This is a genomic window from Amycolatopsis sp. lyj-90, assembly GCF_046549035.1.
Lineage (GTDB): Bacteria > Actinomycetota > Actinomycetes > Mycobacteriales > Pseudonocardiaceae > Amycolatopsis.
The window spans coordinates 254,811-271,728 of record NZ_JAJPWP010000002.1 but is presented as its reverse complement, the minus strand read 5'-3'; the positions used below and the strand labels follow the sequence as shown (position 1 = coordinate 271,728).

The following is a 16,918-nucleotide window of genomic DNA, read 5'->3' as shown; positions in this document are numbered from 1 at the left end:
AGTGGTCGATGTAAATGTTCAAGACTCCTGGTGTTCCCGGAGGTGCTGGGCCAGTTCTTCGAGGAATTCGGGGAAGGCGCGGCTCATCGACAGCGCCAGGCTCGCGGTCACCGCCGACTGCGCCAGCGGCCGCAGCCGTTTCACCAGTTCGGTGAGGTCGGAGATCTCGGTCGCGTCCGGCACCCAGTCCGCTCCGCGCGGGCCGACGACATCGTTGCGGATGGTGTCGAGGAACAGCGTCGCGATGGCGTCGGTGTGCTCGATCAGCGTCTCGGCGAGGCCGAGGACCTGTTCCGGCGGCACTCCCGCCGCCAGCAGTTCGCGGCCAGCCTGCAGCAGCTGCGGGCTGAAGACCTCGAAATGCGCGCCCCGCCGGGTGGCCACCCCCATCGCCAGCACGCGTTTGACGTTGGCGGGGGTGATCAGCCGCCCGAACTCCTTCCGCGCCTGCGTCACGGTGATCCGCTCGGGGGTCTCCTCCGACCACGGCTGGGAGAGCGCGTCTTCCAGGCCCATCAGATCGCCCAGATCCCGCCCCTGCTGCCAGGTCTCGATCATTTCCTCGATCTGGGCGAGGGTGTACCCGCGCTCGAGCAGCTGGACGATCAACCGCAGCCGGGCGAGATGCGCGTCGTCGTACATCGCCACGCGCCCGCGTCGCGTCGGCGCGGGAAGCAGTCCTCTGTCCTGATAGGCGCGCACGTTCCGCACCGACGTCCCCGCCAGGTTCGCGAGTTCGCCCACTCGATACTCAGCCACCGGCACAGGCTAAAGGCTCGTGAGTGGCAAGGACGGTTAGAACCGTCCTTGCCACTCACGAGGTGACGTCAGGAGCAGGCGAGCACCGGCGCCTGCGGACGGCCACCGCCGTGCAGGTCGCTCAGCGGGACCCGCGCCAGGCCGAGGATCGCCTGCGCGGTCGCGCGCGGGGCGGTCGCCGGGTTCAGGCCGGTGGCGTCGTAGGCGATCGCGCCGCGGTCCGCCACGGCGCCGGTGCAGCCGGTCTGCAGCGACCGCAGGAACTCCCGCGCCTTGACCGCGGCGGCGGGACGGTGCCCGGCCAGCGCCTCGGCGGCGAGGCCGGTGCTGTTGGCGTTCGGCGCGTTCGTGCCGACGCCGAAGCCGCCGTTCGCGTGCTGCTTGGTGACCAGCCAGGAGGTGCCTTCGCCGGCGTTCACCGGGTCACCGGTGGCGCGCAGGGCCTGCACGACCATCGCGGTCGAGTCGACGTCGCTCGCGCAGGTCGCTTCGCCGAAGTTCAGCGGGAAGCCGCCGTCCGCGCACTGGGTGCCCGCGAGGAACGTCACGGCCGACGCGGGGGCGCCGGCGGGGGTGCGGTCCAGCGCCAGCAGGGCGAGCGACTGCGAGAAGGCGTTGGAGTAGTCGCCGAACTCGGACCGGTCGGAGAACCGGCCGGACGGCGTGAGCAGCGAGAGCAGTCCCGCCTTCAGGTCGACGCCGCCGAACGCCGCCGGGTTCTTGCCCCGGATCTCCGCGGCCAGCAGCAGTTTGGCGTGCGCGCCCGCGTAGGCCTCGGTACCGCTGCCGACGTAACCGGTGGTGATCTCCGGCTTCGCCAGCCACGTGATCGCCTTGCCCGCGTTGGTGTCCGACACCCCGGCCGCGGCGAACGCGAAGATCGCGTCGATCGTCAAGCCCTGGTCGGGGTACTTCTGGCCGCCGAAGTCGGCCTCGAACCTTTCCCCGTCGGCCATCTGCCTGGCGAGCCAGCCCGCGGCGGCGTCCGCCTTGTTGTGGGTGGCCGCGGTCGCCGCCGGAGCGGCGACCAGTCCGATGCCGCACAGCATGGCGACAGCGAGGACCAAACGTCTCATGAGAACCCTTCCCGCATTTCCACGACAGGAGTCGGTGGTGACACCGCGCGACGTGGGTGACCGGGCTCGCCCGGAGGGCATACCGTTGCGGGACAGCGCCGGACTCTCACCGGACTTCCCCCACGACCGCGCTGAATTGACGATCCGAAGAGTCTCATCCCGGTCAAGCGCCGGGGTACCGCCAGGCGCGAGTCGCGATGTGATCCTGGCAACCGACCTGGTCAGCGGTGCCTGTCGCAGGTAATCGGGTGTTAACCTCGGCGGGCTCGACAACTGAACACCGCCGCCCGTGACGGGGAAGCCGGTCGAAATCCGGCGCTGTCGCGCAACCGTGGGCCCCTCATCAGGGCGAGCCGGGGTACCGCACGAGTGGATGCACGATCAAGAAGTCCGAACCACTGTCGCGATAAACAGGGGTGACTGCGGCGTCCCGCGCCTGTCCTCCGTCATGCCGCAAGGAGGAGCCATGCGCCGCGGGTACCTGGCCGCATCGGCGTTCGCCGTCAGCGTCGGCGTGGTCGCCGCGCTGCTCACCGGGACGGCGACAGCCGCCAACGACCCCGGAGCGGCGAAGTCGAACTCCGGCTGGCTCGCGACGAAGCTGAAGCCGGACGGCACGCTCGAGAACCCCAACGGCGGCGATCTGCCCGACCACGGGCTGATGATCGACGCGCTGTTCGCGATGTACGCCTCGGGCGAAGGCGCGAAGGCCGAGCCGATCGTGAAGTACCTCGACGAGCAGGGCCACGCGACCGACTACTTCACCTGGGACGGGCTCATTCCCGACGGCGGAGAGTTCGACTTCTCCGACATCATCGTCGGCGGTGCGGCGGCCAAGACCCTGGTCGCCGCCGAGGTCGCGGGCCGGAATCCCCGGAACTTCGACGGCTACGACATGGTCGCCGAGACCAAGGCCGCGATCATGCGCAAGGGTCCCGACATCGGCCGGGTCAGCGACTACTCGAAAGATCCCAGACTCGCCGATTCGGTGAGCAACAACGCGAACATGTTCGGCCAGTCCCTCGGCGTGATCGGTCTCGCCGCGGCCGGCGAGAACGACCAGCTCGCCATCGACAAGCTGCTGACCCAGCAGTGTTCCGAGGGCTACTTCCGGATCTTCTTCGCCTACATCAAGACGACCGAGACCGGTGACCACGTCACCGCCGACGGCCACAAGGTCTCGACCTGCGACGAGGGCAAGCCGTTCGACCTGTCCGCCAAGGACGGCGACGCCACCGGTTTCGCCCTGTCGGCGATGCTGGCCGCGCGGAAGGCGGGCGCCGCGGGACTCGACGGCCCGATCGCGAAGACCGTCTCGTGGCTCCTCGCGAATCAGGATCCCGGCGGTGGCTGGGGCGGCGGCGTCGGCACCGAAGCCCCGAACACCAACAGCACCGGGCTGATCCTTCAGGCGCTCGCCGACGTCGGCGGCGCGGACGCGGCGGTGGACAAGGGCGTGCGGTTCCTCAAAGCCGCGCAGGCGACCGCCGCGGCGGACTCCGGCAACAGGCTCGCCGGTGACATCGGCGCGATCGCCTACAACCCTGAGTCGTACGTGGCCGCGCGCGCCAACGGGATCGGCGGTCTCGACACCTGGATCCGCGCGGGTGCCCAGGCCTCGCTCGGGTTGTCCCAGGTCGGCTTCTACGACCTCGCGAAGGGCGGCGGGCCGCCGACGAGCAGCAGCGTGTCTGAGACGCCGACCTCGACGCCGTCCGAAACGAGTTCCGCCACCGGCACCCCGACCTCGACCACGAGCGAGCCGGAGCCGACCAGCACCACGACGACCACGACCACCACTACGACGACGACCACCACGACGACGACCAAGACCACCACGACGCCGGTGACACCGACGCCGGGCACGTCCTCGTCCCCGGTGACCAGCCCGCCCGCGCCGAGCACGGTCACCGTCACGAACACCCCGCCCGCGGCCAAGCCGCAGGAGACCAAGCCCGCGCCGAAGACCACGACGCCGAAACCCAAGAAGGCCGTCACCCCGCGGGCGTCCACCGGCGCCCGGGTCGCGCCGCCGACGGCGATCGCGACCCCGGTCGCCATCCCCGGCACGGCGACACCGGCCTCCCGGCTCGGCGCGTATCTGACGAACCGGCTCGTCGGCGGTGACCACGTCGAGGTCACCGAGGACGGCAAGACCTACGTCGACTACGACGCCACCGCCGAGCTGGTCCTCGCGCTGCGGGCGCTGGACGAGCAGCCGGACACCGTCGCTCGCGCGTCGAAGTTCCTGCTCACGCCGGAAGCCGTGCAGGCCTACGCCCACGGCGCGCCGTACGAACAGAGCGGGGCCTCCTACGCCGAACCACTCGCGAAGCTCGTGCTCGTCGGCGAATTCGTGAAGGCGGATGTCGGCCAGTTGCGCGCGGATCTGGTGAAGCTGCGCGGCGCGGACGGCAAGTTCACCGACACAGGGTCCTTCGCCGACGCCGACGAGACCGTCGAGCGGCACGCGTGGGCACTGCTCGCCACCACCGCCGACCCCGGCCCCGCGGTCGAGCTGCTGCTTTCGCGCCAGTGCGCCGACGGAACCTTCCCGAAGCACCTCGACACCGCCGAATGCGGCTCCGGTGACCTCGGAGCGACAGCCGCCGCGGTCACCGCGCTGGCCGCCCGTCCGCACACCGACGCCGCGCCGTCGGCCAAACGGCCGGACGGCTGGACCGAGCGGCGCGTGTCGGCGTTCGTCTCCGCGGTGAGCGCGCTCGGCGTCCGGCCGACCGGCGAGGGCATGGTGACCGGCGAGGCGGGCGAGCCGGACGTCGCGCTGAGCGCCACCGTCGCCGCCGCGCGGCAGATCGCCGGGCTCGACGCGAGCGGAACCGCGCGGTCGCTGGGCAAACTGGTCCAGGCCGACGGCGGGTTCGCCAAGGGATCCGTGGCGGCGAGCGACGGGAAGACCGATTTCCCGACGAGCCTGGCCGCCGCGCAGGGTGTCGCGGGCCGGTCCTGGCTCACCGCCGCGGATTCGCCGCTGTCACCCGCCGTGCGGCTGCCGCTCTCGGACGTCAGCGCCGAAAACGCCGTGTCCGGTACCCAGCTGCAGGCCGCCGCCCAGACGACTCAGCCGCCGTGGGCGACCTGGGGGCTCGTCGGTCTCGCGGTGCTCCTGCTGGCCGCCGCGATCGTGCTCATCTTCCTGCTTCGCCGCTTCATCAAGACAAAGGGGGCAACACCATGAGAAGACTGCTCGCCGTCACGTCCGTCCTCATCGGACTGATCGGGCTGTCCGCCGCACCCGCGCAGGCGGTCGATCCGGCCAAGGGCTACAACGGGATCTGCACCGGCAACGACGCCCTCAGCGGCGTCACCGTCGTGGTCGACTTCCAGGAACTGGACGGCAACGGCGGGACCGCCGCGCCGACGATCACCCGCTGCTCGCCCAACGCGAACCCGGGCACCGACCGCACGGGCATCAAGGCGTTGCAGGACGCGGGGATCGCCGTCGCGGGCACCGCCCGGTGGGGGCTCGGTTTCGTCTGCCGCCTGGAGGGCCGGCCGTCCGCGACGGAGACCCTGCCGCTGTCCAGCAACCCGAACTACAAGGAACCGTGCGTCAACACGCCGCCCGCCGGCGCGTACTGGGGCTACTGGCACGCCGCCGGTTCCGGTTCGACCTGGACCTACAGCAGCTACGGCGCGCTCAACCGCAACGTGGTGCCCGGCGGTTTCGAGGGCTGGTCGTTCTCGCTGAACAAGTCGGCGACGACCAACCCGCCGCCCGGGGTCACCCCGACCAACCCGGCCGTGAACGCGAACAATCCGACGGTCGCCTTGTCCGTCAACGATGTCGACCGCAAGATCACCCTCGGCCAGAGCACCTCGCTGACCTGGACGACGACGAACGCCACGAGCGTCGCCGCGGGTACGGTGACTCCGGCGAGCGGTGGCGGCGCCTGGTCGGGCTCGCTGGCGGCACCCGGCGGCACGCAGAACATCACGCCGACCGCCGCGGGCACCTACGTCTACACGATCGCGGCGACGGGTAACGGGGTGACGGTGTACTCGAGCGCGACCTTGACCGTCCAATGAGGAGGGTCTTCGGGATGGTGGCGGCGATCTTCCTGATCGCCGCCATCGCGCCGTCCGCGCACGCCGTCGACCAGGGCAAGGGCTATCCGGGTTTCTGCAGGGACGCCGGCGGGGTCACCGTGGTCGTGGACTTCCAGGGACTCGGCGGCACGACCATCGTGCGCTGCAACCCCCAGACCACGCGCGGCACCGGACTGGACGCGCTCAAGGGCGCCGGTTTCCAGATCGCCGGGGTGCAGCGGTGGGGCGAGGCCTTCATCTGCCGGGTCGAGAACCGCCCGTCGGCGGCGGAGAACGTCCCGATCGCGGGCCGCGAGAAGTACCGTGAGCTGTGCATCGACACACCTCCGGCGCAGGCCTACTGGTCTTACTGGCACGCCTCGAACAACTGCGCCTGGGACTACAGCCAGTGGGGTGTCAAGAACCGTGACTTCATCCCCGGCGGTTTCGAAGGCTGGTCGTTCTCGCTGAACGCCACCGCCCAGACGAATCCGGTCCCGCGGGTTTCCGCGGTGCGGCCGGGTACCGAGGGCCAGCCGTGCGTGCCGCGCGAGGAGGCCAAGCCGGCCACCAACGACCCCAACGAGCGGCAACAGCAACCGCAAGGCGGGCAACAGCAGCCGGGAGACGGCCCGCAGCCGACCGCGGAAGCAGGCGCGGTGCCAGGGGAAACCACGGCCGCGGGCCCGAGTTCCGGCGCGCTGCCGCCGCCCAAGCCGCGTCCGAGCGCTTCGGCACGGCCGCAGGCGAAGGACCCGTCGATGAACGTCGCGTTCACCGGCGGCGAGAACGCCGAGGACGTCAACGCCGTGATCCAGCGCGAGTCCGGTGCGAGCGACTGGGCACCGTGGGCGGCCGGTGGCGCCGTCCTGGCGTTGTGCGTCGCCGGCTTCTTCCTGGCACGCAGACGCAAACGCGCGCAGGGAGCTTGATGACGTCCTACTTCCTGCCACGCGACCTGCACCCGGCCGCCTGGTGGGTGTGGGCGCTGGGGCTCGCCGTCGCGGCGACCCGGACGACGAACCCGTGGCTGCTGCTGACGATCGTGGCCGTCGCGGGATACGTCGTGGTGGCCCGGCGCAGTGAGGCGCCGTGGGCGCTGGCGTTCCGGCTCTATCTGTACCTCGGCGCGTTCATCGTGGCGATCCGCGTGTTCTTCCGCATCGTCTTCGGTGGCGCCGAAGGTTCGACGATCGTCCTGCGGCTGCCCGAAATCCCGCTGCCCGAATGGGCGGCGGGCATCCGTCTCTTCGGCGACGTTTCCGCGGAATCGTTGCTGGGCGGGCTTTACGACGGGATGCGGCTGGCGACGATGGTGATCTGCCTCGGCGCGGCCAACGCGCTCGCGAACCCGAAACGGCTGCTCAAGGCGATGCCGCCGGCGTTGTACGAGGTGGGGACGGCGGTGATCGTCGCGCTGTCGGTGTTCCCGCAGCTCGCCGAAAGCGTGCTGCGCGTCCGGCGCGCCCGCAAACTGCGGGGCGGTTCGGGCAAGAAGAAGGTGAAAGCCCTGCACACCGTCCTCATCCCGGTGCTGGAGGACGCGCTTTCGCGGTCGCTGCAACTCGCGGCGTCCATGGACTCCCGCGGTTACGGCCGCGCGGGACTGGTCGAGGCGCGGGCCCGGCTGATCACGGGAACGCTGATGATCGTCGGCCTGATCGGGGTCTGCGTCGGCGTCTACGCCACTTTGGACGGTTCGACGCCCCGGTATCTCGCCGCGCCGGTGCTTTCCGTGGGGGTCGTGATCGGGCTGATCGGGTTCTGGTCGGCGGGCAAACGGGTCCAGCGCACCCGCTACCGGCCCGACCGCTGGCAGCTGCCGGAGATCGTCGTCGCCACGAGCGGGATCGCCGTCGCGGCCGTCCTGTTCACGACGTCCAGCGTGAACCCGATGAACATGAACCCGTCGCTGATCGACCTGTCCTGGCCGCTCCTGTCGTGGGGGCCGCTGCTCGGAGTGCTGATCGGTGTCCTGCCCGCGTTCCTGACCCCGGTCCCCGAAGCCCCCTACGCCGCGCTCGAAGAAGAAGCGCACGAAAAAGAAGCGCACGCATGATCGAACTGAATCAGGTCTCCTTCACCTACCACGGCCGCTCCGAGCCGGTGCTGTCCGACGTGACGCTGTCCATCGGTGAAGGCGAGCTCGTGCTGTTCGCGGGCCAGACGGGCGCGGGCAAGTCGACGCTGCTCGGCACGATCAACGGTCTCGTCCCGCATTTCACCGGCGGCCACCTCGACGGGACGGTCTCCGTCGACGGCGTCACGACGAGATCCCGGCCACCGCGCGAGTTCGCGCATCTGGTCGGCGTCGTCGGGCAGGACCCGCTGGCGGGATTCGTCACCGACACCGTCGAGGACGAACTCGCCTACGGCATGGAACAACTCGGCCTGAGCCCGCAGGTGATGCGCCGCCGGGTGGAAGAGACCCTCGACCTGCTCGGCATCGCGGAACTGCGCCGCCGCGCGCTGCGGACGCTGTCCGGCGGGCAGCAGCAGCGGGTGGCGATCGGCTCGGTGCTGACCACCCATCCGAAGGTGCTCGTCCTGGACGAACCGACGTCGGCGCTGGACCCGACCGCGGCCGAGGAGGTGCTGGCGACGCTGGCCAGGCTGGTGGAGGACCTCGGCACGACGGTGCTGATGGCCGAGCACCGCATGGAACGCGTGATCCCGTTCGCGGACCGGATGATCTACGTCCCCGGTTCCGGGGGAGTGGTCGACGGGACACCGCCCGAGGTGCTGAAGGACATGCCCATCGCGCCACCGATCGTCCACTTGGGACGGTTGGCGTCTTGGGACCCGCTGCCGATGTCGGTCCGCGACGCCCGTCGTCGCGCTTCTTCGCTGACGCTGGGGACTCCGCCGGCGCGGACCACGACCGCGGGCGAGGAACTGCTGGCCGCGTCCGGGGTCGTCGTCCGGTACGGGCCGAAGGTCGCGGTGCGCGAGGTCGACCTCAGCCTGCGCGCCGGTGAGGTGCTGGCGATGATGGGCCGCAACGGTTCCGGCAAGTCGTCGCTGCTGTGGGCGGTGCAGGGCTCCGGCCCCCGGCAGGGTGGCAAGGTCACCGTCGAAGGCAAGGATCCGAAGACGCTGAACAGCGCCGCGGCCCGCGCGCTCGTCGGCATGGTGCCGCAGACCGCGAGCGATCTGCTGTACCTGCAGACCGTCGCCGCCGAATGCGAGGCGGCCGACGCGGAATCGGGCGCGGAACCGGGCTACTGCCGCGGCTTGCTCGACAGGCTCGCCCCGGGGATCGAGCCGGCCTCGCATCCGCGTGACCTGTCCGAAGGCCAGCGTCTCGCGCTCGTGCTCGCGGTGCAGCTGTCGGCCGCGCCGCGGATCATGCTGCTGGACGAACCGACCCGCGGTCTCGACTACACCGCGAAGGCCGCGCTGGCGCAGATGATCGCGTCGCTGACGGCCGAGGGCAAAGCTGTCGTCGTCGCCACCCACGACGTCGAATTCGTCGCGACCATCGCGCACCGCGTCCTCGTGATGGCGGAAGGCGAGGTCGTCTCGGACGGCCCGACCGGCGAGGTGCTCGGCGGCTCCCCGGCCTTCGCCACGCAGGTCGCCAAGATCCTCGGCGAACCATGGCTCACCGTCGACGACGTCCGCGCGGCGCTTCCGCAGGAGGTCCGGTGACCACGACCGCCGCGGTCCGGCTGGGCCCGCGCTCGGCGACGGTGCTCGGGCTCGCGTCGCTCGCGGGGCTGATGATGTTCGTCTGGCCGCTCCTCGTCCGCGTCGAACCGCAGTCGATGCAGCACGGCCCGGACGCGCCGTTCGTGTTCATCGGGATCCTGCCGATCCTGATCGTCATCGTGCTGGCCGAAATGTCCGAAGGGGGCATGGATTCCAAGGCCCTCGCGATGCTCGGCGTCCTTTCGGCGGTGAACGCGGCCCTGCGGCCGCTGGGAGCGGGGACCGCGGGCATCGAGACCGTGTTCTTCCTGCTGGTGCTGGCCGGGCGGGTGCTCGGGCCGGGTTTCGGCTTCGTGCTGGGCTGTACGTCGCTGTTCGCGTCGGCGCTGCTGACCGCCGGGGTGGGACCGTGGCTGCCGTTCCAGATGATGTGCTCGGCGTGGATCGGGATGGGCGCGGGACTGCTGCCGCGCCGCGTCACCGGCAAGGCCGAGATCGCGATGCTGGTCGGCTACGGGATCTTCGTCGCGTACGTGTTCGGATTCCTGATGAACCTGTGGTTCTGGCCGTTCATCACCGACGCCGAAGTGCCGTACCACGACGGCCACATCTCGTACGTGCCCGGCGCTCCGCTGCTGGAGAACCTGCACCGGTTCGCCGTCTTCACGCTGCTGACGTCGACGGCGGGCTGGGACACGGGACGCGCGATCACCAACACCGTGGCGATCCTGGTACTCGGGCCCGCCGTGCTCGCGACTCTGCGGCGGGCTTCGCGGAAGGCGTCGTTCGGCGTGATCCCCTCGTTCACGGACGGCAAGACGCTCGTGAGCGGCAAGGAACGGTAGCGCCCTTCAAGCGGTGTGGTCTAACGCACTGACACCGATGATCCGTTCGGAGCTAGCGCTCCCCTCCACTCGCCCATATGGTTAGGCTAACCTTCGTATCCAGGCCAAGGGCGCACAAGAGGGATGGGTTCCGCATGACCGCCGGCAAGACCGACCTGCTCCGGAGCGAGCCGTTCCTCCACTTCGACGCCGTGGTGCTGGCGACGGCGCCGGTCGGGGAGAGTTTGATCCGGGTGACCTTCGGCGGACCGGGGCTGCGGGACATCACCACCTGCGGGCCGGATCAGCGCATCAAGGTCTTCCTGCCGTCCGCGCCCGGCGCGAGCCCGCGGGTGCCGACCGGCGAGGACTGGTACGCCCGCTACCGCGAAATGCCCGAAGACGGCCGGCCCGCGATGCGCACGTACACGATCCGCGCGCTCCGGCCCGGCGAGATCGACGTCGACTTCGTGCGGCACGGTGACGTCGGCCCGGCGTCCCGGTGGGCGGGCGCCGCCGAGCCCGGCGACGAGGTCGTCATCTACGGTCCGAACGCCCGCTTTCCCCACGAGGAAACGGATCCGACGCGCCGCGGGGCGGACTACCTCCCGCGTCCCGGGTCCGCCTGGAAGCTGATCGCCGGTGACGAGACGGCGCTCCCGGCGATCGGCGGCATCGTCGAAGGACTCGCCGCGGGGGAGCGCGCCCAGGTCTTCGTGCAGGTGCCGGTCGACGGCGACCGCCAGCAGTGGCGGACCGACGGCGAGGTCGAGGTCACCTGGCTGACGCCGGACGGCGGGGGCGCGCCGCTGCTGGACGCCGTGCGCGCCGCGGAACTGCCCGAGGGCCCCGGATACGCCTGGCTGGCCGGTGAGGCCGGGGTGGTGAAGGAACTGCGCAGGCATCTCGTCCGTGAGCGCGGTGTCGACCGCAAGCGCATCGACTTCTGCGGGTACTGGCGCAAGGGGAAGTCCGAAGACGCCCCGTACGACGCGGAGCAGGAAGACTGACCACGGCGCCTTTGCGGAACTGAAGATGGGGCAGGGAATGAAGGTGCGCGGCGAACGCCGGGCCGCGGTCCGGCTGCTGGCGGGCGCACTGGGCCGCAACCGGGGCCGGGTGCTGGCGGCGGTCGCCGGGGGGACGCTGTTCCAGCTGGCGACGGTGGTGTTCCCGCTGTGCGTCGAGTACGCCATCGACGACGGCATCAACGTCGGGAACCAGTCGGCGACCCTCGGCTGGGCGCTGGCCGTCGTGGGCGCGGCGGTCCTGCTGGTCGCCGGGCTCGCGCTGATGCAGTGGCAGATCACCCTCGCCGCGGTGTCGGCGTCGAACGAACTGCGCGGCAGGCTGCTCGACCAGGCCTTGCTGCTCGACCGGCGGGATCGCGCTCGCTTCGGTCGCGGCGATCTCGCGATCCGGGGAACGCGCGACGTCGACTTCGTGCACAACTGGCTGGCGGGTTCCGCCTCGATGGTGACCGGTATCGCCGGGTTCGCCGTCATCCTCGTCCTCATCGGCAGGCTCGACCCGTCGCTCGCCGTGGTCGGGCTGGCCACGGTCCCGGCGCTCGTCGTGCTGAACATCGTGCTGCCCAAACGCTTCGCGGCGGCCAACGACCGGCTCGCCGCCGCGCACGGTGCCCGCGCGGACACCGTCGAGGAACTGCTCACGGCCAGCGTCGCGATCCGCGGGATCGGCGGCGACGGGCCGCTGCTGGAGCGGCACGCCGAGCACAGCAGGACGGTCACCGTCGAGACCATGTCGACCGCCAAGGTGGCCGCCAGCTGGGCCGCGACCGGTCCGTTCGTGCCCGGCGTGGCGACGGCGATCGGCCTGCTCGTCGGCGGTGGGGCGGTGATCGACGGTTCGCTGACCGTGGGCGGGCTGGTGGCCTTCACGACCTGGATGGCGATGCTGGGCACCTGGATCGGCGTGGTCACGCACCGGTTCACCCAGCTCGGCGAAGCGCTGACGGCGGCGAAGCGGATCAGCGAGGTGCTCGAGACCGTCCCCGGTGTCGCGGACCCGGACGCGGGCGTGCCGCTCCGCACTCCCGCCGACCTGGTGGCCACCGGGGTCGAGGTGCACTCCGAACACGGTCGCGTGGTCGGCCCGCTCGATCTGACCGCCCGCCCGGGTGAGTTCCTCGCCGTGACCGGGCCCTTGGGCTCGGGCAAGTCGACGCTGCTGCGGTTGCTCGCGCGCCGCGACGATCCCGACGCCGGCACGGTTTGCTACGGCGACGTCGATCTGCGCCAGACCGCGCTGCGGGAGGTCCGCAGACGGCTGGTGTTCGTGCCGCAGCGGCCCGACCTGATCTCCGGGACGATCCGCGAGAACCTGCTGCTGGGCCGTCCGGAACTGACGGAGGAAGACATGCGGGCGGCGTGTGCCGCGGCGGCCATCGACGAGCACGTCGCCGGGCTGCCCGGCGGTTACGACACCGAGACGGGCGAAGGCGGGGCGACCCTGTCCGGCGGGCAGTTGCAGCGCCTCGCCCTGGCGCAGGCCCTGCTGCACGGCGCCGACGTCCTGCTGCTCGACGACATCACCTCGGCGGTCGACGCCGGAACCGAACAAAGTGTCCTCAAAGGACTGAGGGACTGGCTCGACGAGGCGGGACACGTGCGGACGATCGTTTTCGCCAGCCACCGGGCCGCGGTGGTGGACGCCGCGGACCGCGTCGTCGCCCTGCCGGTGCGGGAGGTGGCTCCGAGTGCCTGAAGCCATCGTCCTGAGCGAACGGCCCGAACAGAAAGGCGTGCTCCGGCGTGCCCGGCCGTTCTTGAAACCGCACCGCGCGATCCTTTCCCTCGCGATCGGTCTCGGCACCGCCGCGACGCTGGCGCTGACCCTGATCCCGTCGGTGGTCGGCTGGGCCGTCGAGCGGGTGGCGCAAAAGGACCTCGCGGGTCTGTACACGGCGGCGGGCGTCTTCGCCGCGCTCGTGCTGGCCCGGCTGATTCTCTTGCGTACCGGGGAAATCTGGCTCGCGAAAGCCGGGGAACGCGTCGTGGCGTCGTTGCGCGACCTCGTCGTGTCCCGGCTCGCGACGGCGCCGCTGAGGTTCCTCGAAACACAGCGATCCGGTGATCTGCTCCGCCGCAGCACCGCGGAGATCGCCGATCTCGCCTCCTTCGTCCGCGCGGATCTCCCGGACCTGCTCTCGGTCACCGGCTACCTGATCTTCACCACGGTCCTGCTGCTGCTCTACTCGTGGCAGCTCACCCTGGTCGTGGTGCTGGTGTTCCTCCCGCTGTCGGTGCTGATCATGCGCTGGTTCCAGCGCGGGGCCACGACGGCCTTCGCGGCGGAGGCGGCGGCGCAGGGGGCCGTCGCGGCGACCTACCGCGAGGGCATCCAGGCCCGCGAGCTGCTCACCTCCCGCGGCGCCGAGCAGGAGTGGCGCGACCGGTTCGACCGCGACAAGGAAACGTTGCGGCGCACCACCTTGCGGTCCGAGTTCGTGGTGCTGCGCACCGGCGGCGTGACCTTGGCGCAGGCCATCGCGGACGCCACGATCCTGGTCGTGGGCGGCGGTCTCGTCCTCGCGTGGGGCATGCCGCTGAGCACGGTCGCGGTGTTCGTCGTGGCGATGCGGCAACTGTTCGACTCCACCAACCAGCTGACCAACCTGATCGGCCAGCTGCAGACCTCCAGGGTCGGCCTCGCGCGGCTGCTGAACCTGCTCGACACCACCGAGCGCCCGCCGCGGACCGGCAACGGCACGGTGCTCCCCGAACGCGGGACACTGGAGGCCTCCGGACTGCGGTTCTCCTACGTGGACGGGGTTTCCGTGCTCACCGACGTGTCGTGCACGTTCCCGCCGGGGGCGCGCACGGGCCTGGTGGGGCCGACCGGATCCGGGAAGACCACGCTGGCCAAGATCCTCGCCGGGCTGTACCCCACGGACGGCGGAACCGTGCGCTACAGCGGGATCCCGCTCGACGAGATCGCCCCCGACGAGCTGCGCAGCCGCATCATGCTGGTCCCGCAACGCGTTCACGTCGTCACCGGCACCCTGCGGGAGAACTTCCGCCTGGTGCCGGAACCGCCGCCGGACGACCGGATCGACTGGGCGCTGGAGCGGCTGGGCCTGCGGGAGTGGGTGGCCAGGCTGCCGGAAGGGCTGGACACGCCGGTCAGTGCCGCTGCGGACACGCTGTCGGCGGGGGAACGGCAGCTGATCGGCCTGGTCCGCGCCGCGCTGGTGGACCCGGCCGTGCTGATCCTCGACGAGGCCACCGCCGACGTCGACCCGGAGACCGGTGACCGGATCGAACGCGCGCTCGACCGGCTGCACGCGGGCCGGTCACTGATCATCATCGCGCACCGGCAGTCCACGATCGATCGGCTCCCGCGCGCCGTCCGGCTGGACGCGGGCCGCGTGAAGGTGGGGGGCTGATGGCCGTCGTCTCCCCGCCCCGGCCGGAGCCGGCCGTCCGGCCGAAGGTCGCCATCGCCCGTGGCGCGGGACTTCTCGTCGGCCTGGGACTGATCGGCGTGGCCGTGATCGTCAGCGTCGCGGTCGGCGCCAAGGACCTCCCGGTCGGCGTGGTGTGGGACGCGCTGTTCCACTTCGACGGTTCCTACGACGCGAACCTGGTCTGGGACCAGCGGATCCCGCGCACGCTGCTCGGCGTCGTCGTCGGCGCCGCACTGGGTACGGCCGGCGCGCTGATGCAGGCGGTCACCCGGAACCCGCTGGCCGATCCCGGGCTGCTGGGCATCGAATCCGGCGCCTCCGCGGCCGTCGTGGTCGCCATCGCCGTCTTCGGGGTCACCTCGCTCAGCGGCTACGTGTGGTTCGCCCTCGTGGGCGCCGCCGTCGCGAGCGTGGTCGTGTACCTGCTCGGTTCCACCGGCCGCGGCCGGGCGAATCCGGTCCGGCTCGCCTTGGCGGGCACCGTGGTCACCGCCGTGCTGACCGGGATCATCTCGGCGTTCACCACGATGAACGCGCGGACGACGCAGTCGATGCGGTTCTGGACGATCGGGTCGCTGATCAACCGCGGCTACGACGTGCTGTTCGACGTCCTGCCGTTCCTGGTCGTGGGCGCGGTGATCAGCCTCCTGCTCACCCGTTCGCTGAACGCGCTGGCACTGGGCGATCAGGTCGGCCGCGCGCTGGGCGCGCATCTCGGCCGCACGCGGCTGTTGAGCGTGATCGCGATCGTGCTGCTGTGCGGCGGGGCGACGGCGGCCGCGGGACCGATCGGGTTCGTCGGCCTCGCGATCCCGCACGCGGTCCGCGCGGTGGTCGGCCCCGACTATCGCTGGGTCGTCCCGTATTCGATGGTCTCGGCGCCGCTGCTGGTCCTCGGGGCGGACGTCCTCGGCCGGGTCGTGCTGCCGACCGGGGAACTGGAGGCGGGGGTCGTCACCGCGGTGATCGGCGCGCCGGTGTTCATCTACCTGGTCCGCCGGAAACGGCTGGGGGAGCTGTGACCGTCACGTCGAGTCCTCAGTGGACGGTCCGCAGCCGGAGCGGCCGGATCTCGTTGCGCCTGCACCGCCGGACCGTCTGGGTCGCGGTCGTGCTGGTGGTCCTCTGCTTCGCGGTGGTACTGGCCAGCCTGCTGTCCGGCAACTACCCGATCGGCGTGTCCGACGTCTTCCGCGCCCTCGGCGGGCACGGGACGTTGCAGCAGCGGTACTTCGTGAACGACGTACGCCTGCCGCGGGTGCTGGTCGCCCTGCTCGTCGGGGCCGCGCTGGCGGTGAGCGGGGCACTCTTCCAGAGCCTTTCGGCCAACCCGCTGGGCAGCCCGGACATCGTCGGCTTCAACAACGGGGCCGCCGCGGGCGCGCTGGTGTGCATCCTCCTGCTGAAGGACTCGAGCCTGGCGGCCACCGGTATCGGCGCGGTCGCCGGCGGCGGGGTGGTGGCGGTGCTGATCTATCTGCTGTCCTATCGCGGCGGTGTGCGCGGGTACCGGCTGATCCTGGTCGGGGTCGGCGTGAGCGCGCTGCTGAGCGCGGGAATCGCGTACCTGCTCAGCCGGGCCAACCTGAACGAGATGCTCAACGCGCAGATCTGGCTGGTCGGCAGTCTCAACGGGCGGTCGTGGGAGCACGCGTGGATCCTGCTGGCGGTGCTGGTCGTGGTGCTGCCGTGCGCTTTCCTGCTGAGCAAGCCGTTGCTGACCCTGGAACTGGGCCCGGATTCGGCCACTTCGCTCGGGCTGCCGGTGGGGGCGGTGCGCCGCCGGGCGATCACGGTTTCGGTGTTGCTGAGCGCGGTGGCGATCGTCTGCGCGGGCCCGATCTCGTTCGTCGCGCTCGCGGCGCCGCAGGTCGCGAAACGGCTCGCCCGCTCCGTCGGTCCCTCGTTGTCCATCTCCGCGTTGTCCGGTGGTTTCTTGCTGGCCTTCGCGGACTTGGTCGCCCAGCGGCTCATTCCGGGTTCCCAGCTGCCGGTCGGGGTGACCACCCTGGTACTCGGCGGGCTGTATCTCGGCTGGTTGCTGGTGGGGGAGATGCGCCGTGGCCGTGCCTGAGCGGAAATGCCGCCACCGTCACGTTTTCGGCCTATGGCCATGGGTAAATCATTAG

At 71.0% G+C, this 16,918-nt stretch carries 13 protein-coding genes and 2 riboswitches; of the genes, 11 read left to right on the top strand and 2 right to left on the bottom strand.

Annotated features, from left to right (window positions below; all coding sequences use genetic code 11):
- Positions 1-18: 18 nt before the first annotated feature.
- Both ACLJPX_RS06880 and ACLJPX_RS06875 read right to left on the bottom strand, forming a co-directional pair.
- Positions 19-759, bottom strand: a complete 741-nt coding sequence (locus ACLJPX_RS06880; protein ID WP_410599272.1) for a MerR family transcriptional regulator — start codon at positions 757-759, stop codon at positions 19-21.
- A gap of 68 nt (positions 760-827) precedes the next feature.
- Complete coding sequence (locus ACLJPX_RS06875) at positions 828-1,835, bottom strand: prenyltransferase/squalene oxidase repeat-containing protein (RefSeq protein ID WP_410599271.1); 1,008 nt, start codon at positions 1,833-1,835, stop codon at positions 828-830.
- 33 nt (positions 1,836-1,868) lie between these two features.
- A riboswitch (cobalamin riboswitch) is annotated at positions 1,869-2,000 on the bottom strand.
- 130 nt (positions 2,001-2,130) lie between these two features.
- Positions 2,131-2,198: riboswitch (cobalamin riboswitch) on the top strand.
- A 103-nt stretch (positions 2,199-2,301) separates the two neighbouring features.
- On the opposite strand from ACLJPX_RS06875, the gene ACLJPX_RS06870 reads away from it, so the two are divergent.
- The 11 genes from ACLJPX_RS06870 (at position 2,302) to ACLJPX_RS06820 (ending at position 16,863) form a co-directional block, all read left to right on the top strand.
- Positions 2,302-5,034, top strand: coding sequence for a hypothetical protein (locus ACLJPX_RS06870; protein ID WP_410599270.1), 2,733 nt, complete (start codon positions 2,302-2,304; stop codon positions 5,032-5,034).
- Positions 5,031-5,885 carry an ABC transporter substrate-binding protein gene (locus ACLJPX_RS06865; protein WP_410599269.1) on the top strand — a complete coding sequence of 285 codons (855 nt, stop codon included), beginning with the start codon at positions 5,031-5,033 and terminating at the stop codon, positions 5,883-5,885. The genes ACLJPX_RS06870 and ACLJPX_RS06865 overlap by 4 nt, the downstream gene beginning before the upstream one ends.
- Positions 5,886-5,899: 14 nt before the next feature.
- Positions 5,900-6,817 (top strand): ABC transporter substrate-binding protein, encoded by a 918-nt coding sequence (locus tag ACLJPX_RS06860; RefSeq protein WP_410599268.1) that lies wholly within the window; start codon positions 5,900-5,902, stop codon positions 6,815-6,817.
- Positions 6,817-7,944, top strand: coding sequence for an energy-coupling factor transporter transmembrane component T (locus ACLJPX_RS06855; RefSeq protein WP_410599267.1), 1,128 nt, complete (start codon positions 6,817-6,819; stop codon positions 7,942-7,944). The genes ACLJPX_RS06860 and ACLJPX_RS06855 overlap by 1 nt, the downstream gene beginning before the upstream one ends.
- Entirely contained in the window at positions 7,941-9,536 is a 1,596-nt protein-coding gene (locus ACLJPX_RS06850) for an ABC transporter ATP-binding protein (protein WP_410599266.1), read from the top strand. The genes ACLJPX_RS06855 and ACLJPX_RS06850 overlap by 4 nt, the downstream gene beginning before the upstream one ends.
- The gene (locus tag ACLJPX_RS06845) at positions 9,533-10,381 is read left to right on the top strand and encodes an ECF transporter S component (protein WP_101608894.1); all 849 of its coding nucleotides are present in this window, start codon (positions 9,533-9,535) and stop codon (positions 10,379-10,381) included. The genes ACLJPX_RS06850 and ACLJPX_RS06845 overlap by 4 nt, the downstream gene beginning before the upstream one ends.
- 134 nt (positions 10,382-10,515) lie before the next feature.
- Positions 10,516-11,370, top strand: a complete 855-nt coding sequence (locus tag ACLJPX_RS06840; protein ID WP_410599265.1) for a siderophore-interacting protein — start codon at positions 10,516-10,518, stop codon at positions 11,368-11,370.
- Positions 11,371-11,395: 25 nt separating this feature from the next.
- Positions 11,396-13,087, top strand: coding sequence for an ABC transporter ATP-binding protein (locus ACLJPX_RS06835; protein WP_410599264.1), 1,692 nt, complete (start codon positions 11,396-11,398; stop codon positions 13,085-13,087).
- The gene (locus ACLJPX_RS06830; protein ID WP_410599263.1) at positions 13,080-14,768 is read left to right on the top strand and encodes an ABC transporter ATP-binding protein; all 1,689 of its coding nucleotides are present in this window, start codon (positions 13,080-13,082) and stop codon (positions 14,766-14,768) included. Before ACLJPX_RS06835 ends, ACLJPX_RS06830 begins: the two co-directional genes overlap by 8 nt.
- Positions 14,768-15,811: a FecCD family ABC transporter permease gene (locus tag ACLJPX_RS06825; protein ID WP_410599262.1), complete on the top strand. Its 1,044-nt coding sequence runs from the start codon at positions 14,768-14,770 to the stop codon at positions 15,809-15,811. Before ACLJPX_RS06830 ends, ACLJPX_RS06825 begins: the two co-directional genes overlap by 1 nt.
- A complete protein-coding gene (locus ACLJPX_RS06820; protein ID WP_410599261.1) occupies positions 15,808-16,863 on the top strand; it encodes a FecCD family ABC transporter permease in 1,056 nt (351 codons plus the stop codon). The genes ACLJPX_RS06825 and ACLJPX_RS06820 overlap by 4 nt, the downstream gene beginning before the upstream one ends.
- The last annotated feature ends 55 nt before the right edge of the window (positions 16,864-16,918 follow it).